Source organism: Paenibacillus sp. RUD330 (genome assembly GCF_002243345.2).
In the GTDB taxonomy this organism is placed as follows: domain Bacteria; phylum Bacillota; class Bacilli; order Paenibacillales; family Paenibacillaceae; genus Paenibacillus_O.
In genome coordinates, this window is the sequence record NZ_CP022655.2 from 275001 (window position 1) to 301132 (window position 26132).

Sequence of the window (26132 nt, forward strand, 5' to 3'; positions counted from 1 at the left end):
ACGGAAAGACCCCATGGAGCTTTACTGCAGCTTGATATTGGACTTTGGTACGATCTGTACAGGATAGGTGGGAGCCTAAGAAGCCGGAGCGCCAGCTTCGGTGGAGGCACCGTTGGGATACCACCCTGATCGTATCGGAGTTCTAACCTGGTACCGTGAAACCGGTACAGGGACCGTGTCAGGCGGGCAGTTTGACTGGGGCGGTCGCCTCCTAAAATGTAACGGAGGCGCCCAAAGGTTCCCTCAGAATGGTTGGAAATCATTCGCAGCGTGCAAAGGCATAAGGGAGCTTGACTGCGAGACCTACAAGTCGAGCAGGGACGAAAGTCGGGCTTAGTGATCCGGTGGTACCGAATGGAAGGGCCATCGCTCAACGGATAAAAGCTACCCTGGGGATAACAGGCTTATCTCCCCCAAGAGTCCACATCGACGGGGAGGTTTGGCACCTCGATGTCGGCTCATCGCATCCTGGGGCTGAAGTAGGTCCCAAGGGTTGGGCTGTTCGCCCATTAAAGCGGTACGCGAGCTGGGTTCAGAACGTCGTGAGACAGTTCGGTCCCTATCTGTCGTGGGCGCAGGAAATTTGAGAGGAGCTGTCCTTAGTACGAGAGGACCGGGATGGACGTACCGCTGGTGTACCAGTTGTTCCGCCAGGAGCACCGCTGGGTAGCTACGTACGGACGGGATAAGCGCTGAAAGCATCTAAGCGCGAAGCCCCCCTCAAGATGAGATTTCCCAGTATGTAAGACCCCTGGTAGACGACCAGGTTGATAGGTTCGGGGTGGAAGCGCAGCAATGCGTGCAGCTGACGAATACTAATCGGTCGAGGGCTTATCCTATGGTAAGAAAAGCAAATGGACTCAGCATCCATCCTATTGGTTCGATCCAGTTTTCAGGGCGCAATTGCCTCGCGCTTCCAGTGTCAAGTACATTGAAGCGGGAAAAATTGTTTGGGCATTTGGCGATGCCTTACCTGAAAAATGTGGCGGTGTAGCTCAGCTGGCTAGAGCGTACGGTTCATACCCGTGAGGTCGGGGGTTCGATTCCCTTCGCCGCTACCACATATGGAAGCTTAGCTCAGCTGGGAGAGCATCTGCCTTACAAGCAGAGGGTCGGGGGTTCGATCCCCTCAGCTTCCACCATATTGTCTTGGAGCTGTGGTGTAGAGGCCTAACATGCCTGCCTGTCACGCAGGAGACCGCGGGTTCGAATCCCGTCAGCTCCGCCATTTTTTTTATGTAAGCAAGGCTTGGTAGCTCAGTTGGTAGAGCAAAGGACTGAAAATCCTTGTGTCGGCGGTTCGATTCCGTCCCAAGCCACCATTGGTTTTCTAAGTGAGCTATAAGGCGCATCTTAGAGCAATTGTGGAGGGCTAGCGAAGTGGCCAAACGCAGCAGACTGTAAATCTGTTCTCTGACGAGTTCGGTGGTTCGAATCCATCGCCCTCCACCACTTCATTTTTTAAGAGCCATTAGCTCAGTTGGTAGAGCACCTGACTTTTAATCAGGGTGTCGAAGGTTCGAGTCCTTCATGGCTCACTTCTTCCCCAATAATTGAACATTCCAAGCACAGACGCTGTCTGTGTTTTTTTGTTTTTCAACCGAAAAATGGAACCGGCATTTCTGGCTGGCTGATGGTATTCGCAAAGCTGCTTGATGCTATAACCAAAGCTGCTTGATGGTAACTGCAAGTCAGCCGAGCTGAACTCAATCTTACGGGTTGGCTGATGTGAACCGAAATCCGGCAATTTCAATATCGCAATCATGCTCCGGCCGGCGCCGAGGTTGGCGGGCAGGAATGCCTTCATGGTAAACTTGCTTATATGGATGCATACGGCTTGCAAGGGCTGGTGCGCAGGAGGCGGGACATACGATGGCATCAGGAGAGTGGCTGGAAGAGCTGCGCGGCATTCTAGGGACGGATCTCGATATTCGCCAGTTCTCCGCGGCGCAGTGGCGGGACATGGCAGGCGGCGGCATCAAGGCGGAGCAGAACGGTAATTGGATTGTAGACAAGGATCGATTATTGGTGAGGCTGGCTGGAGACGGGATGAAGGTCGAATGCCTGGAGATCAACCGCACGGAGCCTCTATCGGAAACCGAGATTCGGCTTCTTCGCTTGACGCTGAAATACGCCAGGCCGGATCGTGCCTGGAACGTCAAGCCGGCGACGGGCATGGAGAAGACCGCAGCCGAACTGGGCCGCTGGATCAATGGGCAGCTGGACAGCTCGAGACATGATCCGCTGCCGGCATCGCTTGCCGAGGGAGGCCGGCTGTATGCCGAGATGATTCCGATTCTGCTCGTGCGGGAGTATCCCGGAGCAGCCGACGATTCCTACAGTGAGCTGGAGAAGCTGCTCTTGTCTTTCTTCCCGGAGGAAGTGCTCCTGATTCCGCTTCAGCGCAACGAATGGCTTATTCTCAGTCCGGTATCCCTGCTCAGGGATTCCCAGCTGGAAGGAACCGAAGAGGACGAATCGGAGGAAGAAAGCCTGAAGTCCATCGGCCTCGGCCTTCATGAGATGCTGGCGAGCGAATGGCTGGGCGAATGCCATCTTGCGCTGTCGCTGCCGATGCAGCCCCTGAAGTCGCTTGTCGACAGCGCGGCTCTGCTGAAGGAGACGGTGGAGCTGGGAAGACGGTTCCATGTCGGCTCGAACCTCCATCTGCCTTGGCAGCTGCATCTCGAGAGCTTACTCAGCTCCATCCCGGAACGGGAGCGCAGCAAGTTCATCGAGCAGACGCTCAGCCGGTCGGATTATTACATGGAGCCGGAAATCCTCACGACGCTGGAGACGTTCTTCGCCTTGGACTGCAATGTAAGCGAGACGGCGAAGAAGCTGTATATCCACCGGAATACCCTTCTTTACCGATTGGACAAGCTGAAGCAGGAAACGGGACTGGACGTCAGGCTCTTCCGGGACGCCGTCATGGTCAAGATCATTCTGCTATTGGATAAAGTCACGAAAAGACCTTAGTTTTTTTGTAGGGTTTGTGCATAGTCATACGCTTACATCTTCGGTTAATATAGATTCATAAGATCATTCAACCGTAGAGGTATCACCTACTCACTCACATAGGGGGAAACAAACATGGCAGGCGTACGTTTAGAACATGTTTACAAGAAATACCCTGGATCCGACAACGCATCGGTAAAAGACATCAACCTGGACATCAAGGATAAGGAATTCCTCGTCCTGGTCGGTCCTTCCGGCTGCGGCAAATCCACGACGCTCCGCATGATCGCTGGTCTGGAGGAAATCTCCGAAGGCAAGCTGTTCATCGGCGATCGCCTTGTGAACGATGTCGCCCCTAAAGACCGCGACATCGCGATGGTATTCCAATCCTACGCCCTGTACCCGCACATGAACGTGTACCAGAACATGGCTTTCGGCCTGAAGCTGCGCAAGTTCAAAAAAGCCGACATCGATAAGCGCGTTCGCGAAGCGGCAAAAATTCTTGATATCGAGCATCTTCTGGAGCGCAAGCCGAAAGCACTCTCCGGCGGCCAACGCCAGCGTGTCGCCCTGGGCCGCGCTATCGTCCGCGAACCGCAAGTGTTCCTGATGGACGAACCGCTTTCCAACCTTGACGCCAAGCTCCGCGGCCAAATGCGCGCTGAGATCAGCAAGCTGACGAAACGTCTGGAAACGACGACGATCTACGTAACGCATGACCAGATCGAAGCCATGACCATGGGCGACCGCATCGTTGTCATGAAGGACGGCCTCATTCAGCAAAACGCAAGCCCGGATGAGCTTTACAACCACCCGCTGAACATCTTCGTTGCCGGATTCATCGGCGCGCCAGCGATGAACTTCATCACCGGTACGCTGAGCGAAGCAGGCGGCGCGATGCGCTTCAAGGCTGCGGGTGTGGATGTTGTCCTTCCAGAAGGCAAAGCCAACGTCCTGCGCGACAAGGGCTTCGTAGGCAAAGAAGTCGTTCTGGGTGTTCGTCCTGAGGACCTGCACGAAGAGCCGGTCTTCCTGGAAGCTTCGCCTAACAGCATCGTCAACGCCAACATCGAAGTGGCGGAGAACCTTGGCCACGAAATGTACCTGTACCTGAACGGAATCGGCAACGATACAGTTATCGCCCGCGTTGACGGACGTTCCGGCATGCGTGACGGCACGAGCGTCAAGCTCGCTCTGGATATGAACAAAGTCCATGTCTTCGACAAAGCGACTGAGCTGAACCTGTTCGAGAACTAATCCTACAATAAAAAAAGGCTGCCGATCATGGGAACATGATCGGCAGCCTTTTTGCCTATGGGGCCAGGCCAGCCGACTTTTGCCGATTGGCCCTGTCCCCGTTGTCATGAAGCTGCTTTCTAAAAGAGCAAACGGACTTACTTCCGATAGGCATCAAGCACCTTGAGTGCATCCCTATTGAGCTGATCGACCGAAATGGAGCTTATCTTGCCGTCTGTCATCTGGTATTGGAGCTTGCGAGCCATAATGCGGTAGACGCTTTCGTTGAGCCGCGAGGCGGTGATCGATCCGTCGGCAGCAGCCTTCCGAAGCTTCTGCAGCACATGGATGATATTGTCGTTGCCATGCGAGACGATGACGATATCTCCGCCGGCCGATATGGTTCGGACGGCCGCATCTCCGACATCATAGTTTTCCAGGATGGCCCCCATGGTCAGATCGTCGCTGAACACAAGGCCGTTGAATTTCATCTTATCCCGCAGCAGTCCGGTAATGACAGGCTTGGACATCGAAGCCGGGTACTCGGCGTCCAGCTTGGGCAGCAGAATATGGGCAACCATCACGGCGTCCGCTCCCTGGTCGATTGCGGCCTGGAACGGAGGAAGCTCCACCTCCTGCAGCCTGCTCAAACCGTTGCCGGTGACAGGAAGCTGCTTGTGGGAATCGACGGAAGTATCTCCATGACCCGGAAAATGCTTGAGGACGCCGAGGATGCCCTCCTTCTTGAATCCCAGCATGGCGGCAGTCCCAAGCTTGGATACAAGCTGAGGGTTGCTGCCGTAAGAGCGGTCGCCGATGACCGGATTGTCGGGATTGCTGTTGACGTCGAGCACGGGAGCAAAGTCCACGGAGAAGCCGAATGCTTTGACTCTCCTTGCCAGCAATTGGCTGACATCGCGTGCGTATGCGGCATTGCCTGACTGGCCGATGATGCCGCTGCTCGGTATTTTCTCTACCGATGCCGGCATCCGGGTTACTTTGCCGCCTTCTTCATCGACTCCGAGCATAAGCGGGAGATTTCCTGCCGCCTTGTTCAGAGCCTTGAGGCTATTGAGAAAATCGACGGTTCCTTGCAGAGTCTTCATATTGTCACGGAAAAGGATGAATCCCCCGACGCGGTAGTCCCGGACCAGCGTTTCGGCTTCTTTGTCCGGCTTGATTCCTTCCACGCCTGCGATGACCAATTGTCCAACCTTTTCCTCTGTGCTCATGGATGCGATCCGTCTGGCGATGTCCTGGCTTTGGGCATTCGTCAAGCCTGCTACGGGCGGCCAGGAAACGGTCGACTCGTCCACAGCCCGGATCTTGGCCGGCGCAGCCGCGGCAGGCTGCAGTCCGGCCGTCGAGGCGAAGCTTGGATGGGAGGGGCTGTACTCGGACCATGCCGAGCCGGCAGCTGCAGCCGCAAGGGCAACGGCAATGAGAGCGGGCCGGACGAAACGGCTCCGGCTTCCGCGTTGATTTCGTTTGGAGCGCATTTTTCCACCTCGCTTGACGGTAGTCTGCTTTATCCATTGTAATAGACGCAATGGATCGCGTAAATGTTGTGGACGCGCGCTACGTTGCGCTGATGCCCGTTTTCCTTTAGGATGGAACTAATAGGCAGAAGGCTCTACGAATCGCCCGCAAGCAACGTACATATGCCCTGGAACAGGGAGACATACAGGAGGGCCCTCATGGCTAAAAAAGTCAAGGTATCCGAATTGGTGCAGCCGTTTCAACTGGAGATTCTGGCAGGAGAGGACGGCATGCAGCGAATCATAACGACCGACGATCTGTACCGGCCTGCGCTGGAGATGGCCGGCTATTTCCATTATTACCCGAAAGAGCGGGTTCAATTGCTCGGCAAGACGGAATTGGCGTTCATCCAGACGCTGGACAGCCGGGAACGCAAGGAAAGACTGGAAAAGCTGTGCAACGATGAGACGCCATGCATCATGCTCACCCGCGGATTGGAACCGCCGCTCGAGCTGATCGAGCAAGCGGCGGAGAAGCATATTCCGGTGCTGCGAAGCCAGATATCAACGACGATCTTCTCCAGCCGCCTGACCAACTTCCTGGAGCGCCGGCTTGCGCCGACAACGACGATCCATGGCGTCCTCGTGGATGTGTACGGCATGGGCATCCTCATTACAGGCGGCAGCGGCATCGGCAAAAGCGAGACGGCGCTCGAGCTCGTGAAGCGCGGCCACCGGCTTGTCGCGGACGATGCCGTCGAGATCAGGCAAACATCGGACGGGCAGCTGCACGGAACGGCTCCGGAGCTGATCCGGCATCTGCTGGAGATTCGGGGTCTCGGCATCATCAATGTGATGACGCTGTTCGGCGCGGGCGCCATCCGCAACAACAAGCGCATCAGCGTGGTCATCAAGCTCGAGAACTGGCAGCCGGAGAAGCAGTACGACCGTCTCGGCCTGGACGAGGAGACGACCCGCATCATCGAGACGGATGTTCCGCTCGTGACGGTTCCCGTCCGCCCTGGACGCAACCTTGCCGTCATCATCGAGGTCGCCGCGATGAACTACCGCTTGAAGCGGATGGGATACAACGCCGCGCTGCAGTTCACGAACAAGCTTACTGAAACGATCGCAGATGACATGGACGACTATGAATAAGGGCAATCTTCCTATGGAAAGAGGTCGGCAACGATGACGGAATATTCTCTTCGTATCAATCCCATAGCCTTCGAGCTTGGACCGATAACGGTCCACTGGTATGGAATCATTCTCGGACTGGGGGCGTTGATGGGACTGGTGCTGGCGATCCGGGAGGGCAAGCGCTTCGGCATCTCGTCCGATTTCTTCATGGACCTGCTGCTGCTCGGGGTCCCATCCGCGATCATAGCGGCCCGCGCCTACTTCGTCCTGTTCAAATGGGATTATTACCGCCAGCATCCAGGCGAGATCCTGGCGATCTGGAACGGCGGCATCGCTATCTACGGCGCCTTGATCGGCGCCATTATCTGCGCGATCTTCTATGTGCGCCGCAAAGGCCTCAATTTCTGGCGCATCGTCGATATATGCGCCCCGTCTCTGCTGATCGGCCAGATTATCGGCCGCTGGGGCAACTTCGTCAACCAGGAAGCCTATGGCGGTCCCGTCACGCGCCGGTTCCTGAGCGGCGAGCTGCATCTGCCGGACTGGATCGTGGACCAGATGTATGTGGAAAGCACCGGACAGTTCCATCATCCGACTTTCCTGTACGAATCGGTATGGAACATCATCGGCATCCTGCTTATCTTTGTCCTTCGCCGCCGTCCCTGGGTCCGCGCCGGAGAAATGTTCTTCACCTATCTGATCTGGTACTCGATCGGCCGCTTCTTCATTGAGGGGCTGCGTACGGACAGCCTTGCCTTCGCAGGTCCCGCTTGGCTCGAATCCCTGATGAACGGTCTTTGGTCCCCGATGAAGATCCTGTTCGAACCGGGCTATCTGGATCCGGCCTATGGCAATGTCCGCAGCTCTCAGCTGATCGCCGTTCTCGCCATCCTGTTCTGCATCGTCATGATCATCGTCCGCCGCTCGACAGGACTTGCCGCGGAGCGGTATTCCGACCCGGTCATCAACCGCAAGACCGGACTTCCCGCCGGCGTGGAGCCGCAGGAGGCACAGCCCGTTTCCGAAGCAGCAAAGGAGAATCATCACGATGAAAACGCCCATACAAAACCTACTGTTTGACTTGGACGGCACCATTCTCGACACGAATGAATTGATCATGCGCTCCTTCCTCCACGCGCTGCAGGGAGTTGTCCCCGCAGACTTCGGGAGGGAGCAGATGATTCCATATATGGGCCTTACTCTGGTCGACCAGATGAAGCATTTCTCCGGCCAGGAAGAAACCTCGCATCTCATTTCCCTGTACCGGGAAATGAACATGAAGCTGCATGACGATCTCGTCGTGCCGTTCCCCCATACGGCCGAGGTGCTGGAGCGGCTCAAGGCCGCGGGCTTCAAGCTTGGCGTCGTCACGACGAAGATCCGCATGTCCACGGAAAAAGGGCTTCGCCTGACGGGACTGCTGGACTATATGGATGCCATCGTCACGCTGGATGACGTAGACAACCCGAAGCCGCACCCGGAGCCGGTCCTGCGCGCCATGGAGATGCTGGGAGCGAAGCCGGAGGAGACGATGATGGTCGGCGACAGCACCGTGGACATCCAGTCCGCTCTGGAGGCGGGAGCAGTGCCGGTCGGCGTCGCCTGGTCCCTCAAGGGCGAGGAGCTGCTGCGTCAATACGGCGCCGCCCATGTGCTTCAGGACATGAGGGATCTGTATGCCCTGCTCGGATTGGAGCAGGAGGCCCGGTGAGGAATGTCGAGCGTTATCCGACCGAAGGGCCGAATGCGCTGTGGCAGGTATACCGGACGGTAAGCCGATTCAAGGCGGTTCGCAACTTCGCCGCCATCCAGATCTCCCGCTATTGCCCCTCCCTGCCGGTCAAAAACTGGATCTATCGCCGGATTCTCGGCATGCGGGTCGGCAAGACGACGTCGTTCGCGCTCATGGTCATGGTGGATGTCTTTTTTCCCGAGCGGATCACAGTGGGGGACAACTGCATCATCGGCTACAATACGACCATCCTGACCCACGAATATTTGATCCATGAATACCGGCTGGGAGATGTCGTGATCGGCTCCAACGTCATGATCGGAGCCAATACGACGATCCTCCCCGGAGTGACGATCGGCGACGGCGCTGTCGTCGCCGCCGGTTCCCTGGTCCATCGGGATGTGCCTGCCGGCGCATTCGTTGGGGGGAATCCGTTCCGGATCATCCGCGAACAGGATTGAAGCCGGACATAGACAGGCATAGACCGGGCATAAGCAGGACATATCTAGGATGGAAGACGGGAAGCCGAGGCAACTTTTTGCGGACAGGACTCGTTTACAGGATTGGCCTCTATTGAATATGCCAGTCCAACCTGCAAGGAGAGAACGCGATTGAGTACCGTCAAGCGGTTTTGGCTGCTGTCGGCTGTCCTGGCCTTCGTCCTGTGCCTGACGGCTGCCGGCGCGGCTGCCGTTCGCTACCGGGAACACTTCCCGGCCGTCAAGCGCCTGCTGTCGGAAGCCCCTGCGATGAGCGAGGAGGAAGCCGGAGGGGAATACAAGGATCTGAAGCCCGGAGAACGAACGCCCAAGGGCATCTATTATCGCAATAAAGTCATTGTCCTGATGTACCATGACGTGCAGCCGACCCCTTCCGACACGAAGGCGCTGGCCTTGGACAAGCTGGAGCGGCAGCTCGACCTGATGCGCGAAAACAACTTCCATGTCATCAGCATGGATGAATACAAGGCCTTCATCCTAAAGCGCAAGCCGGTGCCCGACAACGCGGTGCTGCTTACGTTCGATGACGGCTACGAATCCTTTTATCGGTATGCATATCCCGTCCTGCTCAAGAACCGGCTGACCGCGACCAACTTCGTCATCGCCGGCACGATCGGAAACCCCAAGCATGCCGGCGTGCCGAAGCTGACCTGGGAACAGATGAAAGCCATGCGCAAGCATGGAATGGATTTTTACAGCCATACGTACGATTCCCATGCCTATGCGCCGGAGAATGCGAAGGGAAACAAGCTGGTGCCTCTTCTGGCCGGAAGGGTGTACCGGAGCGACCTTGGCCGACGCGAGACCGAGAAAGAATACGAAAGCCGCATCCGCGCCGACCTGGACCACGCCAATCGGAAGCTGCAGAAGGAACTCGGCGTGCGCAACGATGTGCTCGCCTTTCCATACGGAGCTTTCTCGCGGCCGCTGCTCCGCACATGCAAGGAGCTCGGCATCAACGTGACGTTGACGGTGAAGCCGGGCATGAACGGTCCGGGGAGAGGGAACGGATTCCGGCTCAATGCCGGCGGAGCGGAGAACGATCCCGAGCTGCAGATCGAGCTCATGAAGCAGGCTCCCCGTCTGATCGGCCACAATCGCTATCAGCCCCCGGATCGGGCCTACCTGCTGCTCGCGCTTCCTCTGCTTGTCATGTTTGTCGGCGCCCTATGGCTGCGGTCGGCTTGGGAGGTCGTCGTTCTGCGCCGCAAGAAGCTGCCTCAGCTTCCGGCGGAACCATCTTAAGAGCCAATCAACGAGCTGTCGTCATCCCCGGTGAACCGGAGCCAGCCCATGGCGATCTCTGCGGTCCTCCTAAGGACGGCTTCCTTTCACTCTCATACGGTATGGCACGAGCCGCCCGAACCCGCAAGCAAGGCGGTTCTGGCGGCTCGTGTCCGGTTGACGGGAGAGACCGAATCATGATAGGATTACAAATACCTTTACTTTGGCAGTATGGTAACTTGGTAGCACATTAACTTACTAAAGCGAACGCTTGAAGCCGCTCGCTTCAAGCGTCTGTTTATATTAGGAGACCAAACCGATGTCCAAACCAAAAGTTTTTGAAAAGCCGGTAGGCGTCAAGGACTATCTCCCCCATGCCGTATCCAAGCTCAGGCAGATCGAAAGCAGCGTGCTGAGCTGCATGGAACGATGGGGCTACGATCAGATCATGACCCCTACGCTGGAATATTACGATACTGTAGGCGTCGCCAGCTCGACGTCCGATCAGCGGCTGTTCAAGCTGCTGAACAACCGCGGCACGACGCTCGTGCTTCGTTCCGATATGACCGCGCCGATCGCGCGTGTCGTATCCTCTCTGCTGCGGGATCAGCCGTTTCCGCTGCGCCTTTCCTATCATTCCAGCGTATTCCGCGCGTTCGAGAACGAAGCGGGACGGGATGCGGAGTTTTTCCAGACCGGCGTCGAGCTGGTCGGAGACGCGTCGGCAGAAGCGGATGCCGAGGTCATCGCCCTTGCGATCGCCTCCCTACAAGCCGCGGGGGTAGAGAAATTCCGCATCGCGGTCGGCCATGTGGGCTTTCTGAACGGATTGCTGGAAGAGCTGCTGCCGGGACGGACGGAATGCCAGGGCAAGCTCAAGGATTATCTGCTCAACCGGGATCATGTCGGGTATCGGGACCAGCTTGGAAGATTGGGGCTGACCGAGCAGGTCCAGCAGGAGCTGAAGGGGCTGCTCCGCCTTCGCGGCGGCCAGGAAATCTGCACGCAGGCGATGAGCCTGACCCCGAACGCCACGGCCCAAGAGTCGATTCGCCATCTGTGCGAGATATGGGATGTGCTGGAGGCGTACGGCGTAAGCGAGCATGTGCTGATCGATCTGACGATGATCGGAGATTTCTCGTATTATACGGGCATGACCTTCGAGGGTTATGCGGCGGATCTCGGATTTCCCGTCGTCGGAGGCGGGCGGTACGACAACCTCCTCCAGCAGTTCGGGCGCCCGGCGCCGGCAACCGGCTTCGCTGTCAAGACGACCCGGGTGCTGGAGCTGGTCGGCGAGGAGCAGGAGGCTCCGCGCCGGATTCTGATCGGATATGACGGCAAGGGGCGCGAGCGCGCTCTGGCCGAAGCGATCCGGCTGAGAGGGCAAGGAGCGGCAGTCGTGACGGCCTGCATGGAGGCTCCGGGAATCCGCCATGGCGAAGCCCAGGGCAGCGAAGAGCCGGAGCGCAACGCCCTGCGTCTTGCCGACGGCGAGTCCGTGAAATATGGCGGCTTGGTGTATGGGACGTTCCTGCCCTTCTTTGACGGGAACCAAGAGGAGGGAGACGGGCGATGAGGACGGACGGCAGGGCAGATGGCGATATTCTCAAGGTCGCAATGCCGAAAGGACGCATTTACAAGCAAGCCTCCCGGCTGTTCCGGGAAGCGGGCCTCCTTATCAACGAAGAGGTCGACGAATCGAGGAAGCTGATCGTCGAAGTGCCGGAGGCGCGCATGGAATTCATCATGGCCAAGCCGGTCGATGTGCCGACGTATGTGGAATATGGAGTCGCTGATATCGGTGTCGTCGGCAAGGACGTGCTGATGGAGGAAAACAAGGACGTCTACGAGCTGCTCGATCTGGGTATCGCCCGCTGCCGCATGTCGGTCATCGGGCTGCCGGACTGGAAGCCGGTCATCAATCCGCGCGTCGCGACGAAATATCCTGCGGTAGCCTCCCAGTATTTCCGGGAGCGCGGGCAGCAGGTCGAGGTCATCAAGCTGAACGGCTCCATCGAGCTGGCTCCTCTGATCGGCCTTGCCGACCGGATCGTCGACATGGTGGAGACCGGGCAGACGCTGCGCGACAACGGGCTTGTGGAGATGGAAGAAATCTTCAGCATCACGAGCAGGCTGATCGCCAACCGCGTCAGCTACCGCATGAAGAACGATGCGATCCAGAGCCTTTGCGATCGTCTTCAGGCGGCATTGGGCGCAAAGGCGTAGAGATCAGATGAGAATCGGCGGTCCAAGAAGCCTTCACGGGACCGATTCAGACGGAGGAATGGCGATGACGGCGATTAAGGCAGTGGTCTTCGATTTTGACGGGCTGATTCTGGATACGGAGACGCCTTCCTACGAGGCGTTCAATCGGGTATACCGCGAGCATGGAGCAGAGCTTCCGCTGGAAATGTACGCCCGGTGCGTCGGAACGTCCTTTGCGGCTTTCGACCCTTATGCTTATCTGGAAGAGATTCTGGGCAAGCCGCTGGAGAGGGAGCTCATCGAAACCCGGTACAAGGAGATCTATTCGGCCATCGTCCGGGAATCCTCCATCCTGCCGGGAGTCCGGGAGAATTTGGCGCGCGCCCGCGAGCTGGGGCTTGCCGTCGGCCTGGCCTCCAGCTCCTCCTGGGGCTGGATCGAGCCTTTGCTGGCGAGGCATGGACTGTTGGATCGCTTCGACTCTTTCCAGACGAAGGATAAAGTGAAGCAGATCAAGCCGGATCCCGAGCTCTACCTCGCCTCGCTGACGGAGCTTGGCGTCCAGGGGCATGAGGCGGTATCGTTCGAGGATTCGCTCAACGGCTTCACGGCCGCCCGCGCTGCCGGCATGCGGACGGTCGTGATTCCGAACTCCGTCACGCGGCATTTGACGTTCAGCGGAGCCGACCTGCAGCTGGAGTCCATGGCGGATCTGACGCTGGATTTGCTTTTGGAGCGTCTGGAGCCGCAGCGCTAGGAGGAGATCCGCTTCCGGCAGGGCTTGAGGCGCAAAACATCTCGATAATGCGACAACGATCGAAAGGGGGAGGCTGCATGCGCATCATGCGGGCGGAGCAGTTCAAGTTGACCCGGGAAGTGGAATATGGAACCCCGGAACAGAATGAGTCGGTGCGGAGCACGGTGGAAGCCCTCCGGACACGCGGCGACGAGGCGCTGCTGGAGCTGACGGAAAAATACGACGGCGTGTCTCTCTCGGCGTCGGACCTGCGGGTGACGGAGGAGGAGATCCAGTCCGCCTACAGCTGGGTGGAGCCGGATTTCCTGGACGCCATCCGCGGCGCGGCTGCGAATATCCGCCGCTACCATGAGCGCCAGCGGCGCCAGTCCTGGATGGATGTGCAGCCGGACGGCACCGTGCTGGGCCAAGTGCTGCGCCCCTTGAAGCGGGTAGGCGTATACGTGCCGGGAGGCAAAGCCGCCTATCCTTCTTCCGTGCTGATGAACGTCATCCCGGCGCAGGTCGCCGGCGTTCCCGAGATCGTCATGGTCACGCCTCCGGCGACGGGAGGCAAAGCGGGCGTCGACCCGTACATCCTCGTTGCGGCAGCCGAAGCCGGCGTCAAGGAGATGTACCGCGTCGGCGGAGCGCAGGCGATCGCCGCGCTTGCCTACGGAACGGAGAGCATCCCGCCGGTGGACAAAATCTGCGGTCCCGGAAACATCTACGTCGCCCTCGCCAAACGCGCCGTCTATGGCGCCGTCGATATCGACAGCATAGCCGGGCCGAGCGAAATCGCGGTGCTGGCCGACGATACGGCCGAGCCGGCGTATGTCGCAGCCGACCTGCTGTCGCAGGCGGAGCATGACGAGATGGCGTCGAGCATTCTCATCACGCCGTCGAGAGAGCTTGCCGAAGCGACAGCAGCGGAGGTGGAGCGCCAGCTGGCGCTGCTCCCGCGCGCTGCGATCGCGAGGGAGTCGATCGACCGGCATGGAGCCATCCTGCTGGTCGATTCCATCGCAGCCGGCGTGGACATCGTCAACCGGCTCGCGCCTGAGCATTTGGAGGTGCTGACCGCCGACCCGATGGCCCTGCTCGGCTCCATCGAGAATGCCGGAGCGATCTTCCTCGGGCCGTACAGCTCGGAGCCCGTCGGCGATTACTACGCGGGACCGAACCATATCATTCCGACCAACGGCACGGCGAGATTCAGCTCTCCCGTCAATGTGGACGACTTCATCAAAAAATCCAGCCTGATCTCGTACAGCCGCGAGGCGCTGCTGCGGGACGGCCAAGCGATCATGACGCTGGCTCGGCATGAAGGGCTGGAAGGCCACGCCCGCGCGATCGAAGTGCGGTTGGAGCGGGAGGCCGTACCCGCCGCAGGAGCGGCGAACCAAGCTACGGACGGAAAGAGGGAATAAGAGATGGCACAAGACGACAACAAGCCGCAACAAGACCGCCGCGCCGAGGTGGCGCGCAAGACGAACGAAACCGACATCAAGCTCGCGTTCGGCGTGGATGGAAGCGGCCGCTCGGAGATCGAGACGGATGTTCCTTTTCTGAATCATATGCTGGATCTGTTCACGAAGCACGGGCAGTTCGACCTGAAGGTCGAAGCGCGCGGCGACGTCGATATCGACGATCATCACACGGTGGAGGACATCGGCATCTGCCTCGGACAGACGCTGCGGGAGGCGCTTGGGGACAAGCGGGGAATCAAGCGTTATGCGAGCGTGTTCGTCCCGATGGACGAAGCTCTTGCCCAGGTTGTCATTGATCTCAGCAACAGGCCTCATTTCGAGTATCGGGCCGAGTATCCTTCCCAGCAGGTGGGCAGCTTCTCCACGGAGCTCGTGCATGAATTCCTGTGGAAGCTGGCGCTCGAGGGCCGCTTCACCCTTCACGTCATCGTCCATTACGGCAAAAACACGCATCATATGATCGAAGCGGTGTTCAAGGCGCTTGGACGCGCCTTGGACGAGGCGACCTCCATCGACCCGCGCGTGCAGGGAGTGCCTTCGACGAAGGGTGTGCTGTAGATGATCGCGATCATCGATTACGGCCTCGGCAATCTCCATAGCGTCAGCAAAGCGGTGGAGCGGCTTGGTTTCGAAGCCGTCGTGACCGCGGACAGGGCCGAGATTCTTGGAGCGGATGCCGCCATCCTTCCCGGCGTCGGCGCTTTCGGGGATGCGATGGCCTATCTGCGCGAGACGGGCATGGACGAGGCGGCGCGGGCTTACGCGGCTTCGGGCAAGCCGCTGCTCGGCATCTGCCTCGGCATGCAGCTGCTGTTCGCGGAAGGCGAGGAGCATGGCAGCCATGAAGGGCTTGGCTTGCTGCCGGGCCGGGTCGTGCGCTTCGAGGGGGACTACAAGATTCCTCATATGGGCTGGAACCGCCTGGACTTCCTGCAGCCCAGTCCGTTGACGGCGGGCCTGGAGGAGGGTCATGTCTATTTCGTCCATTCCTATCATGTCCAAGTCGGCGAAAAGAGCGATCTGATCGCGACAGCCGACTACCATCAGCCGGTTACGGCTATCGTAGGACGCGGCAACGTATACGGCATGCAGTTCCATCCGGAAAAAAGCGGCGAGCTCGGCATGAGCCTGCTGCGCAATTTTCTCGTCTTGGCTCGCGGATAAGCCGCCGGCCGGAGATGAAGCTGCCGGGCTGCCCGACTGGACCTGCTGCTCGATTATTCTCCGCCCGACTCTTGGAGACAGACTGCCTGGCCGGAATCATCATCCGCGTACCGGCAAGCCTTCGGCTTGCCCATCTCATTTGTGGAGGAATCAACCTAATGTCCAAGTTCACCATCTACCCGGCCATCGATATCCGCGGCGGCCGCGCCGTCCGCCTCGTGCAAGGCGACTACAACCAGGAGACGGTCTACAACGACAGCCCCGTGAACGCGGCGCTGGAATGGCAGGCGCAGGGCGCTGCCTGGATACATCTCGTCGATCTGGACGGAGCCAAGGCGGGACATCCCGTGAATGCGGAGCTGATCGGGCAGATCGCGGCCGCGGTCGACGTTCCGGTGCAGCTTGGCGGCGGCCTTCGCACGGAGGCCGATGTGGAGCGGCTGCTCGGGCTTGGGGTCCAGCGGATCATCCTCGGCACGGCGGCGATTGAGGACCGGGCTTTTGTGGAGAGAGTGCTGGCCTTGCATGGAGACCGGGTAGCGATCGGCATCGATGCCCGCGACGGACTTGTCGCGACGCGCGGATGGCTGGAGACGTCCGAGGTCCGGGCGGAGGAGCTGGCGCGGGATCTGGCGGCGAAAGGCGCGGCGACCTTCATCTTCACGGATATTTCCCGCGATGGAATGATGGAAGGGCCGAATGTCGAGGCCATCCGTTCGCTGGCTGCATATTCCGGAGCCGATGTCATCGCTTCGGGCGGAGTCAGCCGGATCGAGGATCTGCGCGCGCTGGCGGCCTACAAGCAAGAGGGCATCAGCGGAGCCATCGTCGGAAAAGCCCTGTATACCGGGGCGATCGCGCTATCCGGTGCCGTACGCGAGCTGAACTAGCCGAAGAGTTCGATTTTCAGAAAAGAGGTAGCGCCTATGTTAGCCAAACGCATCATCCCCTGCCTGGACGTGAAGGACGGACGCGTCGTCAAGGGCGTCAACTTCGTCAATCTCCGCGACGCGGGCGATCCGGTCGAGCTGGCTGCGCTTTATGACCGTGAAGGCGCCGACGAGCTCGTCTTTCTCGACATATCCGCCTCTGTCGAAGGCAGAGCGACGATGATCGAGGTCGTCCGCCGTACGGCCGGGGAAATTACGATTCCGTTCACGGTGGGCGGGGGAATCTCCCAGGTCGACGACATGAAGCGGATTCTCCGCGCGGGAGCGGACAAGATTGGCATCAATACAGCGGCGGTGCTCAATCCGCAGCTGATCTCGGACGGAGCGCGGCGCTTTGGCTCCCAGTGCATCGTCGTTGCGGTCGACGCCAAGTTCAATCCGGAGTGGGGAGAGTGGGAAGTCTACACACACGGCGGCCGCAAGGCTGCCGGCATCCGTGCGCTGGAATGGGTGCGGCAGGCGGAGTCTCTCGGCGCGGGGGAGCTTCTTTTGACCAGCATGGACGCCGACGGCACGAAGGACGGGTTCGACATCGCGCTGACCCGGGCGGTCTCGGATGCGGCAGGCATTCCGGTCATCGCCTCCGGCGGCGCCGGGAGGACGGAGCATTTCGGCGAGGTGTTCCGCGAAGGACGCGCCGATGCGGGGCTGGCGGCGACGATCTTCCATTATAAGGAGCTGACGGTCGCGGCAGTCAAGGAAGAGCTGCGCCGGGAAGGAGTCGAGGTCCGATGAGCGGCAAGGAAATGGCGCGCGGGACGGCGGGTGCCGCCGATCTCGATGCGATCAAATACGACGCGTCCGGGCTTGTGCCCGCCATCGTGCAGGACGCGGTATCCAAGGAAGTGCTGATGCTCGCCTACATGAACGAGGAATCACTGCGCCTTTCGCTGGAAAGCGGCGAGACCTGGTTCTGGAGCCGCTCCCGCAGCGAGCTGTGGCATAAGGGCGCGACGAGCGGCCATACGCAGCGGATCCGCTCGCTGAGCTACGACTGCGACGGGGACACTCTGCTGGTCCTCGTGGATCAGAAGGGGCCGGCCTGCCATACGGGGAAATACAGCTGCTTCCACAATCCGCTTATGGCGGGCGGCGCTTCGGGAGATTCCGCGCCGGCTGAAGCGGGCCGCTTCGACATGCTGGGCGAATTGGAGCGGACGATCTCGGAGCGGCATGCGGAGCGGCCGGAAGGAGCTTACACGTCCTACCTGTTCGAGAAGGGGCTGGACAAGATCCTCAAGAAGTTCGGCGAGGAGAGCATCGAGGTGGTCATCGCGGCCAAAAACGGCGACAATGCCGAGCTTGGCTCCGAGGCGGGCGACTTGATCTTCCATTTGATGGTTCTGCTCCGCGAGCGCGGGCTTCCGTTGGACTCCGTCATGGACGTTCTGCGCGAGCGGCACGGCAAGCCGACGACAAACAAGATGAACCGCTGACCTCTTCAGCCCGCTCGCTTTTAGCGATGCGGGCTGCTGTTGCAGGTGAAGGCGGCTTCGCGGCTGACCTGGGAGAGCGTCGCACCGTGGGCATGCCGAAGATGATCGCTGCGCGGGATTGCCGTAGAAAACCGCTCGGCAGGAATACCGTAGAATACCGCTCCGCGGGAATACCGTAGAAAACCGCGAATACCGCTCCGCGGGAATACCGTAGAAAACCGCTCCGCGGCTGACCATTCTTCCGATCGCTGTTGAAGCCGTATTCCTCTTATTGGATTATATTTGGTTGGAATACGCCTTCAAAGGCGAACGCTTACGCTTCTACAGAACGGTCAGTCCGCTGCCGCTAAACTACGGGAGCCCGCGTGCGCTCGTCGCGCCGCGGAGCAGGGCCCGCGCGCGCTCGTCGCGCCGCGGAGCAGGGCCCGCGCGCGCTCGGGTTTGGATGCACATATCCGCGAAAGCGGACTGACCGTTCTGAAGAAACGGAAGTGTTCGCATTTGAAGACATATTCTTACCTATAAATACCTTTTAATGAAGAGAATATGGCTTCAACAGCGATCGGAAGAATGGTCAGCCGCGAAGCGCCCCGATTGGGCATGCCGCCAGCCGCGAAGCGTTCCGATTGCGCATGCCCCAGCCGCGAAGCGCCCCGATTGCGCATGCCGCCATCCGCGAAGCGCCCCGATTGCGCATGCCGCCATCCGCGAAGCGCCCCGATTGCGCATGCCCCAGCCGCAAAGCGCCCCGATTGCGCATACCCGGCTGCGAAGCGGCCCACAAGCTCAAGCGAATTCCACCCAAGCGAAGGAGAGAACCCAATGAGCATCCGCATCGACTACCACACCCACCACGAGCGCTGCGGCCATGCCGTCGGCGGCCTGGAGGACTACGTCCGCCAGGCGATCGCGACCGGACTGGACCAGATCGGCCTGTCCGACCACATGCCGCTGCTGCACGTCAAGCCGCATGAGTATTATCCCGGAATGGCGATGGCGATGGACGAGCTTCCCCGTTATGTCGAAGAGGCGCTTGCGCTCAAGGAGAAATACAAGGGCGACATCGACATCCGGGTCGGAATGGAAGGCGATTATATCGAGGGCTGCGAGGAGAAAATAGCGGAGCTGATCGATGCCTATCCATGGGATTACGTCATCGGCTCGGTCCATTTCCTCGGCACATGGGACATTACCGACTTTCGGCAGACGGGCGGCTGGGAGATGCGCGATCCTATGGCCGTCTACGAGCGCTACTACGATGCGGTCGGCAAAGCCGCGCGAAGCGGCTTGTACGATTATATCGGGCATATCGACGTCATCAAGCGGTTCGGCTTCCGTCCGCAAGACGACGTGACCCGTCTGGAGGACGCGGCGCTGGAAGCGGTCCGGGAGGCCGATCTGGCGATCGAGCTGAACGCATCGGGACTGAGAATGCCTTGCGCGGAGATGTTCCCGGGACCCCGGATGCTGAAAAAGGCCTGCGAGCTCGGCATTCCGGTCACGCTCGGCTCCGACTGCCATCAGCCCGAGCGGCTGGAGCAATACTTGCCGGAGGCGCGCATGAGGCTGAAAGAAGCCGGTTACGGGCAGCTTGCCACGTTCCAGAGCCGAAAACGGTTACTTATCGATTTTTGAATTCTGCGGCATACCATGTATAATAGACGTGTCGAACATGCAGGGGTTTAGCAGGATGATGTCAAATTTTTGGTTGGAACGCTCAGGAGGGTATCATGTTTAGCGACAAGTTGCGAATTTTCTCGGGTTCGTCGAATCCGGAACTGGCGAAAAAGATCAGCGGGGAACTGGGACTGCCGCTCGGGGCGATCAAGCTGTCCAAGTTCAAGAGCGGAGAGATTTACTGCCACTACGAGGAGACGATCCGGAACTGCCACGTGTTCCTGGTGCAGTCGTTCTCGTATCCCATCAACGAGCATCTGGTGGAGCTTCTCGTCATGATCGATGCCGCCAAGCGCGCATCGGCCAAGACCGTCAACATCATCATGCCGTACTACGGCTATGCGCGCCAGGAGCGCAAGTCCGCGCCGCGCGAGCCGATCTCGGCCAAGATGCTGGCGGACATCCTGACTACCGTCGGAGCGACGCGCATCATCACCATCGATCTTCATGCTCCGGCTATCCAAGGCTTCTTCAATATTCCGGTGGACCATCTCACGGCTCTTGACCTGATCAGCGATTATCTCAAGAGCAAGAACATCAAGAATCCCGTCGTCGTATCTCCGGATGCAGGCCGGGCATCTACCGCTGAGAAGCTGGCCAACTACCTGGACTCGCCATTCGCAATCATGATCAAAAAACGCCCGGCCCACAACGAGTCGGTCATCACCCACGTCATCGGGGACGTGGAAGGGCAGACGCCGATCATCATCGAGGATCTGATCGATACCGGCACGACGATCGTCAACGTCGTCGAGGGGCTCAAGGAGCGCGGTGCCGAGGACGTGTACGTCTGCGCGACGCATCCGCTCTTCTCCGGCAACGCCATCCAGAAACTGGACCATCCTCTGATCAAGGAGGTTGTCGTGACGGATTCGATTACGCTTCCCGAGATCCGCTCCGACCGCTTCAAGGTTCTCTCCGTCGCGCCGATGCTCGCGGATGCGACCAAGATCATCATGCAGGGCGGCTCCATCAGCACCCTGTTCAAGAACGCCGGCATCTAGCCGCCTCGGAGGCGGACGGGCTCCCTTCCCAATCGGCGAGGGGAGAGCCGGCATCATCAACGCGGAAGGCCGATCCCGGCCTTCCGCTTTTTTTTCCTGGGAAATCGGCGGCTCATTCCACATTTTCTACCGTGTAAGGAAGGAACGGTTATGGTATAATCGGATGCATTCGAGTTTTGGGAGATAGAAGAAGGAGGTGCCTTGACCGGGTGGAAGAGGAGAAAAGAACGGCTGCGGACCAGGCAGCGAAGATTATACCGATCCAGTGGGACGCAACGTTCTTCTTCGAGCGCGCCGTGCGCTCGATGGACCGCTATCACTACGACAAGGCGCTGAAATATTTTCGCCGGGCCGTCGAGTACGAACCGGAGAATCCCGTCAATCACTGCAATCTGGCCGGCATCCTGTCGGAGATGGGCAGCTACGAGGAATCGAACCGGATCCTGATCGAGATTTTGGAGTCCGTCGATTCGGGCATGACGGAATGTTACTTCTATCTGGCCAATAACTACGCCAATATGGAGCAGTACGAAAAAGCGGAGCATGCGCTTGTCCGCTACCTGGAGGAAGACGCGGAAGGGCATTACCTGGAGGATTCCGAGGAAATGATGGAGCTGCTGCAGTACGAGCTGAAGCGTCCGACCCCGGTCGTCACGATCAAAGCCCGCGGCGGAGCCGCCGAGCATGACCAGGCCCGCGCTCTTCTGGAGGAAGGCAAGTTCGCACAGGCCGCCAAGCTGCTGGAATCGATCGTTGCCGGCAATGCCGATTTTCTGGCCGCCCGCAACAATCTGGCGCTGGCTTACTATTATATGGGGCAATTCGAGAGGGCGATGGAAACGATTCTCGAAGTGCTCGAGCTGGAGGAAGGGAATCTCCACGCTCTCTGCAATCTGGCTATCTTCTACCAGCATGCCGGCGATGCGGATAAGCTCGCGCCTTTGGCCGGCTTGCTGAGCCGTACGCTGCCGTTCCATCAGGAGCATGTGTTTAAATTGGCCACTACGATGGGTATTCTAGGGGAGCACGAGTGTGCGCTGCGCCACTTCAAGCGCCTGATCAAGGACGGTTCGGCGGAGAACGACGGCTCCTTGTACCACTATGCAGCCGTTGCCGCGCTCCATGTCGGCCGGCCGGAGGAAGCCCGTCAGCTATGGCGCCAGGCGCTCAAGCGGGACCCGCAGTCCGATGTCGCCCCTTATTACCTGGAGCAACTTCAGCTGGGAGAGCTTTCCGGGGAGCCGATCGCGGCCAGCTACCACTACCACCTTCCGTTCGAGGAGCAGTTCCGGATGTGGGAGAAGCTGCCGGGCGGCATGCCGGACGGGATGAAGACGAATCCTCTCGTGCGGTCCTCCTTCTTCTGGGCGCTGCGCAACGGAGACCGCAAGACGAAGCTTCAGGTGATCCAGGCGCTCGCCTTGATTGCGGACCATGAGGTGAAGGAGGCCCTTCAGGCGCTCCTGCTCGAACCGGAAGAGGATGACGACCTCAAGCGGATGGCGCTGTTCGCTCTTCGTTCCATCGGCGTGGAGGATACCCTTCCCGCGGTGATGGGCGGAGAAGCCAGGCAGCTGGCCCCGGGCTCGGGGCCGTCGAGGCTGCCGGTATGGGAAGAGAAATGGCAGGTCGTGCTGGATGCGGCCTATGAGAAAATGGGCAAGCAGTACGGCTTGATCCAGCAATACGAGCTGATGACGCTCTGGGTCGACTTCCTGACGCGCGTCTATCCCGATGTGCCGAAGCTGGGCAAGGCGGAAGGATGGTCCGCCGCGCTGGAATACTTGACGGCCAAGATGCACCGACGCGCCATCTCTTACCAAGAAGTGGCGCAGCGCTACGGAACATCGGTCGCCACCGTCAGCAAGAACGCGAGGCGCATCGATGAAGTATGCGGCATCAAGGAAAAGGCCAAGAGCATCCGTGCGGTCTTCCTTCCTTGAGGGAAGCCTCGCCTGGCACCATGAACGTTTCATGAAGAAGCGGCGGCGTCTTTGACGGATTGCCCTGCCATGGATTAGAATAAGAATAATTATAATCAAGCAGGCAATTTAGGAGGTAACATCCATGTACAAGTCCATTATCATCGGTACCGGCCCGTCCGGCTTGACCGCTGCGATCTATCTGGCCCGCGCCAACCTCAACCCTCTCGTCATCGAAGGACCGGAGCCGGGCGGCCAGCTGACAACGACGACGGAGGTCGAGAACTTCCCCGGCTTCCCGGATGGAATCATGGGTCCTGAGCTCATGGCCAACATGCGCAAGCAGGCCGAGCGTTTCGGCGCTGAATTCCGCACAGGCTGGGTTAACAGCGTCGATCTGTCGGAGCGTCCGTTCAAGATCCAGGTGGAAGGCCAAGGCGAGCTTGTCGCCGAATCCCTGATCATCTCGACCGGCGCATCCGCGCGTTACCTCGGCATTCCCGGAGAGAAGGAGAACGTCGGCCGCGGAGTCAGCACTTGCGCTACATGCGACGGCTTTTTCTTCCGCGGCAAAAAGATCATCGTGGTCGGCGGCGGCGATTCCGCCATGGAGGAGGCCAACTTCCTCACCCGCTTTGCGACCAACGTCGATCTGGTCCACCGCCGCGACGAGATGCGCGCCTCCAAGATCATGCAGGACCGCGCCCGCGACAACGAGAAGATCAGCTTCGCCCTCAACCGCACGCCGGTTGAAGTCGTTGCAGGCCCGCTCGGCGTGACCGGCCTGAAGGTCCGCAACAACGAGAGCGGACAAGAGGAGATCCTCGAGACGAACGGCATCTTCGTCGCCATCGGCCACACGCCGAACACGAAGTTCCTGGGCGGCCAGATCGACACCGACGACCATGGCTACATCATGGTGAAGCCGGGAACGACGGAAACGAACGTGCCGGGCGTATTCGCTTGCGGAGACGTGCAGGACTTGAAGTACCGCCAGGCCATTACGGCCGCCGGCAGCGGCTGCATGGCGGCGCTGGACTGCGAGAAGTACCTGGAAGGCTCCATGGTGCATGACTGGAGCCAGACGCTTTAATCGAGCTCACCCATAGGGCTGCTACCCGATCGATGCCAGTTGGCCGGGTGGCGGCTTTTTTTTATCCTTGACGGGAACATTCGGCTCCGATAGAGAGAGTTCTAGAGGCTCGGATCCGCGGTTTTCCGGGATTTTCTCCGCTGAGCTCGGAACCGGCGGATGCGGCGGCGGCGCGATTCGCCGGGCCGCGTTGTTACCTTGACCTGGACTATGGCTTGCCTTATAGTAACTTAAAGAAGTTAACTTATAATTGAGGTGGCTAACACATGTCAGAAACAATCTACGTTGGAGCGGATATCGGCGGCACCGCCATCAAAGTTGGAGTTTGCAGCGCGGTGGGCGAGCTGCTCCGGACGTATGAGGGCCCGACGGAAGCTTCCCAGGGCGCAGAGCGCATCGTGGACAACATCGTGGCGTACGTGCGCCATGTCGTCGGCGAGGCGGGTTTTGCCTGGGAACAAGTAGGCGGAGTCGGCGTCGGGATCGCAGGTTTCCTGGACATCCCGAATGGCATCGTGAAGTTCTCCAACAATTTGAATATACGCAACGTGCCTCTCAAGCAGCTGCTTGAAGAGAAGCTGAACAAGACCGTCAAGGTCAACAACGACGCCAATGTCGCCGCTCTCGGCGAAGCTTGGGCCGGAGCGGGCCGCGGCATTCCGAACTGCGTCTGCTACACGCTCGGCACCGGCGTGGGAGGCGGAGTCATCATCAACGGCCGCATCTATGAAGGCTTCGGCGGCATGGCCGGAGAGCTCGGCCACATGTCGATCGTGCCCGATCTGGAAGCGATCCAGTGCACCTGCGGCAAAACCGGCTGCCTGGAGACGGTGTCTTCCGCGACCGGCATCATCCGCATGGCCAAGGATGCCGTCGAGCGCGGCGACCGCACGTCGCTGTCTCTGGAGCCCAACATCATGGCCAAGGAAGTCATCGACGCCGCCAAAGCAGGCGACGAAGTGGCATCGCGCATCGTGAACCGCGCCGCCTATTACCTCGGCCGGTCGATGGCGGCCACCGCCGTCACCCTGAATCCGCAGCGCTTCATCATCGGCGGGGGCGTCGCCAAGGCCGGCGATTTCCTGTTCGACCAGATCCGTGAAGTGTTCGCCAAATATACGCAGGACCAAGCCAAGGAAGGCGTGGAGATCGTCGCCGCCACACTCGGCAACGATGCGGGCGTCGTCGGCGCCGCCGGACTCATTCTCCGCTCCTAGCAGGCGAAGCCAACCCGGGGGCTGGATATGGATCGGCGGATTTAGTCCGGCACCCCCCTAGGGAGGAACAGCATATGGAAACGAATACGCCCAAGCTGGTCATCATTACGGGCATGTCCGGCGCAGGCAAGACGATCGCAGTTCAGAGCCTCGAGGATCTCGGGTTCTTCTGCGTCGACAATCTGCCTCCGGTGCTCATCCCGAAGTTTGCCGAGCTGATCGACGGCTCCAACGGCAAAATCGCCAAAGTAGCGCTCGTCATCGATTTGCGCGGCCGCGAGTTTTTCACCGCCCTGTCGGAGTCGCTCGACTACATCAAGAACCACTTTACCTTTCAGCATGAGATTCTGTTCCTGGACGCGACCGACGACGTTCTCGTACGCCGCTACAAGGAAAGCCGGCGGCGGCATCCGCTCGCTCCCAACGGCTTGCCGCTCGAAGGCATCCATCTGGAGAGACAGCTGCTGGAGGAGCTCAAAAATTCGGCGACGCAGACAATCGACACGAGCAAGCTGAAGCCGGCCGAGCTCAAGGAGTCCATCATTTCGCGCTTCACGAATGCCAAGCAGGCGCCGTTCTCGGTCAATGTCACCTCGTTCGGCTTCAAGTACGGCATTCCGATCGACGCCGATCTGATCTACGACGTCCGCTTCCTGCCGAATCCCCATTACGTCGAGCATCTGCGTCCGCGCACCGGACAGGATCAGGATGTATATGATTATGTTATGAAGTGGCCGGATACCCAGGCGTTTCTGACCAAGCTCCTCGACATGCTGCAATTTTTGATTCCTTTATACCGCAAAGAGGGCAAGAGTCAAGTCGTCATCGGAATCGGCTGCACGGGCGGCAAGCACCGTTCCGTCGCCATTTCGGAATATCTCGGGCGCATGCTCGGCAGCAGCGAGACGGAGTCGGTCCGGGTGAGCCATCGCGATGCCGGACGTGACCGTCCATAAGGCGGGGCTTA

At 59.4% G+C, this 26132-nt stretch carries 25 protein-coding genes, 6 tRNA genes and 1 rRNA gene (1 of these 32 only partly in view); 29 read left to right on the plus strand and 3 right to left on the minus strand.

Annotated features, from left to right (window positions below; translation table 11 throughout):
• The 7 genes from CIC07_RS01245 to CIC07_RS01275 form a co-directional block, all read left to right on the plus strand.
• Positions 1-839, plus strand: a 23S ribosomal RNA gene (locus tag CIC07_RS01245); it begins 2090 nt to the left of the window's first position.
• Between the two features lie 145 nt (positions 840-984).
• Positions 985-1061 (plus strand) — tRNA-Met (locus tag CIC07_RS01250).
• A gap of 5 nt (positions 1062-1066) precedes the next feature.
• Positions 1067-1142 (plus strand) — tRNA-Val (locus CIC07_RS01255).
• 9 nt (positions 1143-1151) lie between these two features.
• Positions 1152-1228 (plus strand) — tRNA-Asp (locus CIC07_RS01260).
• Positions 1229-1246: 18 nt separating this feature from the next.
• A tRNA-Phe gene (locus tag CIC07_RS01265) sits at positions 1247-1322 on the plus strand.
• 44 nt (positions 1323-1366) lie between these two features.
• Positions 1367-1452 (plus strand) — tRNA-Tyr (locus CIC07_RS01270).
• 13 nt (positions 1453-1465) lie between these two features.
• Positions 1466-1538, plus strand: a tRNA-Lys gene (locus CIC07_RS01275).
• On the opposite strand, the gene CIC07_RS01280 is transcribed toward CIC07_RS01275, so the two are convergent.
• The gene (locus tag CIC07_RS01280) at positions 1529-1807 is read right to left on the minus strand and encodes a hypothetical protein (RefSeq protein WP_094248307.1); all 279 of its coding nucleotides are present in this window, start codon (positions 1805-1807) and stop codon (positions 1529-1531) included. The genes CIC07_RS01275 and CIC07_RS01280 overlap by 10 nt on opposite strands.
• A gap of 65 nt (positions 1808-1872) precedes the next feature.
• Here CIC07_RS01280 and CIC07_RS01285 point away from each other — a divergent pair, with 65 nt between their 5' ends.
• Both CIC07_RS01285 and CIC07_RS01290 read left to right on the plus strand, forming a co-directional pair.
• On the plus strand, positions 1873-2979 hold the full coding sequence (locus tag CIC07_RS01285) for a PucR family transcriptional regulator (RefSeq protein WP_076359118.1): 1107 nt from the start codon (positions 1873-1875) through the stop codon (positions 2977-2979).
• Positions 2980-3093: 114 nt separating this feature from the next.
• Positions 3094-4215: an ABC transporter ATP-binding protein gene (locus CIC07_RS01290; RefSeq protein ID WP_076359117.1), complete on the plus strand. Its 1122-nt coding sequence runs from the start codon at positions 3094-3096 to the stop codon at positions 4213-4215.
• A 137-nt stretch (positions 4216-4352) separates the two neighbouring features.
• On the opposite strand, the gene nagZ is transcribed toward CIC07_RS01290, so the two are convergent.
• Positions 4353-5693: a beta-N-acetylhexosaminidase gene (gene nagZ, locus CIC07_RS01295; RefSeq protein ID WP_076359116.1), complete on the minus strand. Its 1341-nt coding sequence runs from the start codon at positions 5691-5693 to the stop codon at positions 4353-4355.
• Positions 5694-5891: 198 nt separating this feature from the next.
• Between nagZ and hprK the strand changes: the two genes are divergently transcribed.
• From hprK to hisIE, 14 genes are all read left to right on the plus strand, one after another.
• Positions 5892-6830, plus strand: coding sequence for an HPr(Ser) kinase/phosphatase (gene hprK / locus CIC07_RS01300; RefSeq protein WP_048748380.1), 939 nt, complete (start codon positions 5892-5894; stop codon positions 6828-6830).
• Positions 6831-6863: 33 nt separating this feature from the next.
• Positions 6864-7892, plus strand: a complete 1029-nt coding sequence (gene lgt, locus CIC07_RS01305) for a prolipoprotein diacylglyceryl transferase (RefSeq protein ID WP_076359115.1) — start codon at positions 6864-6866, stop codon at positions 7890-7892.
• Entirely contained in the window at positions 7861-8523 is a 663-nt protein-coding gene (gene ppaX, locus CIC07_RS01310; RefSeq protein ID WP_076359114.1) for a pyrophosphatase PpaX, read from the plus strand. The genes lgt and ppaX overlap by 32 nt, the downstream gene beginning before the upstream one ends.
• A complete protein-coding gene (locus CIC07_RS01315) occupies positions 8520-9005 on the plus strand; it encodes an acyltransferase (protein WP_076359113.1) in 486 nt (161 codons plus the stop codon). The genes ppaX and CIC07_RS01315 overlap by 4 nt, the downstream gene beginning before the upstream one ends.
• A gap of 150 nt (positions 9006-9155) precedes the next feature.
• The gene (locus CIC07_RS01320) at positions 9156-10289 is read left to right on the plus strand and encodes a polysaccharide deacetylase family protein (protein WP_076359112.1); all 1134 of its coding nucleotides are present in this window, start codon (positions 9156-9158) and stop codon (positions 10287-10289) included.
• Positions 10290-10587: 298 nt separating this feature from the next.
• Entirely contained in the window at positions 10588-11847 is a 1260-nt protein-coding gene (locus CIC07_RS01325) for an ATP phosphoribosyltransferase regulatory subunit (protein ID WP_083688619.1), read from the plus strand.
• Positions 11844-12497: an ATP phosphoribosyltransferase gene (gene hisG, locus CIC07_RS01330; protein WP_076359111.1), complete on the plus strand. Its 654-nt coding sequence runs from the start codon at positions 11844-11846 to the stop codon at positions 12495-12497. Before CIC07_RS01325 ends, hisG begins: the two co-directional genes overlap by 4 nt.
• A gap of 64 nt (positions 12498-12561) precedes the next feature.
• Entirely contained in the window at positions 12562-13233 is a 672-nt protein-coding gene (locus tag CIC07_RS01335; RefSeq protein WP_076359110.1) for an HAD family hydrolase, read from the plus strand.
• Positions 13234-13310: 77 nt separating this feature from the next.
• Positions 13311-14642, plus strand: a complete 1332-nt coding sequence (gene hisD / locus CIC07_RS01340) for a histidinol dehydrogenase (RefSeq protein ID WP_076359109.1) — start codon at positions 13311-13313, stop codon at positions 14640-14642.
• Between the two features lie 3 nt (positions 14643-14645).
• Entirely contained in the window at positions 14646-15260 is a 615-nt protein-coding gene (gene hisB, locus CIC07_RS01345) for an imidazoleglycerol-phosphate dehydratase HisB (protein WP_076359108.1), read from the plus strand.
• Entirely contained in the window at positions 15261-15866 is a 606-nt protein-coding gene (gene hisH / locus CIC07_RS01350) for an imidazole glycerol phosphate synthase subunit HisH (protein ID WP_076359107.1), read from the plus strand.
• Positions 15867-16024: 158 nt separating this feature from the next.
• Positions 16025-16756, plus strand: a complete 732-nt coding sequence (gene hisA / locus CIC07_RS01355) for a 1-(5-phosphoribosyl)-5-[(5-phosphoribosylamino)methylideneamino]imidazole-4-carboxamide isomerase (protein ID WP_076359106.1) — start codon at positions 16025-16027, stop codon at positions 16754-16756.
• Positions 16757-16792: 36 nt separating this feature from the next.
• Entirely contained in the window at positions 16793-17551 is a 759-nt protein-coding gene (gene hisF, locus CIC07_RS01360; RefSeq protein WP_076359105.1) for an imidazole glycerol phosphate synthase subunit HisF, read from the plus strand.
• Positions 17548-18252, plus strand: a complete 705-nt coding sequence (gene hisIE / locus CIC07_RS01365) for a bifunctional phosphoribosyl-AMP cyclohydrolase/phosphoribosyl-ATP diphosphatase HisIE (RefSeq protein WP_076359104.1) — start codon at positions 17548-17550, stop codon at positions 18250-18252. Before hisF ends, hisIE begins: the two co-directional genes overlap by 4 nt.
• A 574-nt stretch (positions 18253-18826) precedes the next feature.
• On the opposite strand, the gene CIC07_RS01370 is transcribed toward hisIE, so the two are convergent.
• The gene (locus CIC07_RS01370; RefSeq protein WP_139334455.1) at positions 18827-19042 is read right to left on the minus strand and encodes a hypothetical protein; all 216 of its coding nucleotides are present in this window, start codon (positions 19040-19042) and stop codon (positions 18827-18829) included.
• A gap of 38 nt (positions 19043-19080) precedes the next feature.
• On the opposite strand from CIC07_RS01370, the gene hisJ reads away from it, so the two are divergent.
• The 6 genes from hisJ (at position 19081) to rapZ (ending at position 26121) form a co-directional block, all read left to right on the plus strand.
• A complete protein-coding gene (gene hisJ / locus CIC07_RS01375) occupies positions 19081-19887 on the plus strand; it encodes a histidinol-phosphatase HisJ (protein WP_076359147.1) in 807 nt (268 codons plus the stop codon).
• A gap of 95 nt (positions 19888-19982) precedes the next feature.
• Positions 19983-20933, plus strand: a complete 951-nt coding sequence (locus CIC07_RS01380; RefSeq protein ID WP_048745346.1) for a ribose-phosphate diphosphokinase — start codon at positions 19983-19985, stop codon at positions 20931-20933.
• Positions 20934-21142: 209 nt separating this feature from the next.
• Entirely contained in the window at positions 21143-22876 is a 1734-nt protein-coding gene (locus tag CIC07_RS01385) for a tetratricopeptide repeat protein (RefSeq protein ID WP_076359103.1), read from the plus strand.
• 124 nt (positions 22877-23000) lie between these two features.
• A complete protein-coding gene (gene trxB / locus CIC07_RS01390) occupies positions 23001-23948 on the plus strand; it encodes a thioredoxin-disulfide reductase (protein ID WP_076359102.1) in 948 nt (315 codons plus the stop codon).
• A gap of 266 nt (positions 23949-24214) precedes the next feature.
• Positions 24215-25165, plus strand: a complete 951-nt coding sequence (locus CIC07_RS01395; protein WP_076359101.1) for an ROK family glucokinase — start codon at positions 24215-24217, stop codon at positions 25163-25165.
• 74 nt (positions 25166-25239) lie between these two features.
• Positions 25240-26121 carry an RNase adapter RapZ gene (gene rapZ, locus CIC07_RS01400; RefSeq protein WP_076359100.1) on the plus strand — a complete coding sequence of 294 codons (882 nt, stop codon included), beginning with the start codon at positions 25240-25242 and terminating at the stop codon, positions 26119-26121.
• The last annotated feature ends 11 nt before the right edge of the window (positions 26122-26132 follow it).

Coding starts and splice junctions, on each gene's coding strand:
- CIC07_RS01280 (WP_094248307.1), bottom strand. CDS start 1,807: ATGAAGGCATTCCTGCCCGCCAACCTCGGCGCCGGCCGGAGCATGATT.
- CIC07_RS01285 (WP_076359118.1), top strand. CDS start 1,873: ATGGCATCAGGAGAGTGGCTGGAAGAGCTGCGCGGCATTCTAGGGACG.
- CIC07_RS01290 (WP_076359117.1), top strand. CDS start 3,094: ATGGCAGGCGTACGTTTAGAACATGTTTACAAGAAATACCCTGGATCC.
- nagZ (WP_076359116.1), bottom strand. CDS start 5,693: ATGCGCTCCAAACGAAATCAACGCGGAAGCCGGAGCCGTTTCGTCCGG.
- hprK (WP_048748380.1), top strand. CDS start 5,892: ATGGCTAAAAAAGTCAAGGTATCCGAATTGGTGCAGCCGTTTCAACTG.
- lgt (WP_076359115.1), top strand. CDS start 6,864: ATGACGGAATATTCTCTTCGTATCAATCCCATAGCCTTCGAGCTTGGA.
- ppaX (WP_076359114.1), top strand. CDS start 7,861: ATGAAAACGCCCATACAAAACCTACTGTTTGACTTGGACGGCACCATT.
- CIC07_RS01325 (WP_083688619.1), top strand. CDS start 10,588: ATGTCCAAACCAAAAGTTTTTGAAAAGCCGGTAGGCGTCAAGGACTAT.
- hisG (WP_076359111.1), top strand. CDS start 11,844: ATGAGGACGGACGGCAGGGCAGATGGCGATATTCTCAAGGTCGCAATG.
- CIC07_RS01335 (WP_076359110.1), top strand. CDS start 12,562: ATGACGGCGATTAAGGCAGTGGTCTTCGATTTTGACGGGCTGATTCTG.
- hisD (WP_076359109.1), top strand. CDS start 13,311: ATGCGCATCATGCGGGCGGAGCAGTTCAAGTTGACCCGGGAAGTGGAA.
- hisB (WP_076359108.1), top strand. CDS start 14,646: ATGGCACAAGACGACAACAAGCCGCAACAAGACCGCCGCGCCGAGGTG.
- hisH (WP_076359107.1), top strand. CDS start 15,261: ATGATCGCGATCATCGATTACGGCCTCGGCAATCTCCATAGCGTCAGC.
- hisA (WP_076359106.1), top strand. CDS start 16,025: ATGTCCAAGTTCACCATCTACCCGGCCATCGATATCCGCGGCGGCCGC.
- hisF (WP_076359105.1), top strand. CDS start 16,793: ATGTTAGCCAAACGCATCATCCCCTGCCTGGACGTGAAGGACGGACGC.
- hisIE (WP_076359104.1), top strand. CDS start 17,548: ATGAGCGGCAAGGAAATGGCGCGCGGGACGGCGGGTGCCGCCGATCTC.
- CIC07_RS01380 (WP_048745346.1), top strand. CDS start 19,983: ATGTTTAGCGACAAGTTGCGAATTTTCTCGGGTTCGTCGAATCCGGAA.
- trxB (WP_076359102.1), top strand. CDS start 23,001: ATGTACAAGTCCATTATCATCGGTACCGGCCCGTCCGGCTTGACCGCT.
- CIC07_RS01395 (WP_076359101.1), top strand. CDS start 24,215: ATGTCAGAAACAATCTACGTTGGAGCGGATATCGGCGGCACCGCCATC.
- rapZ (WP_076359100.1), top strand. CDS start 25,240: ATGGAAACGAATACGCCCAAGCTGGTCATCATTACGGGCATGTCCGGC.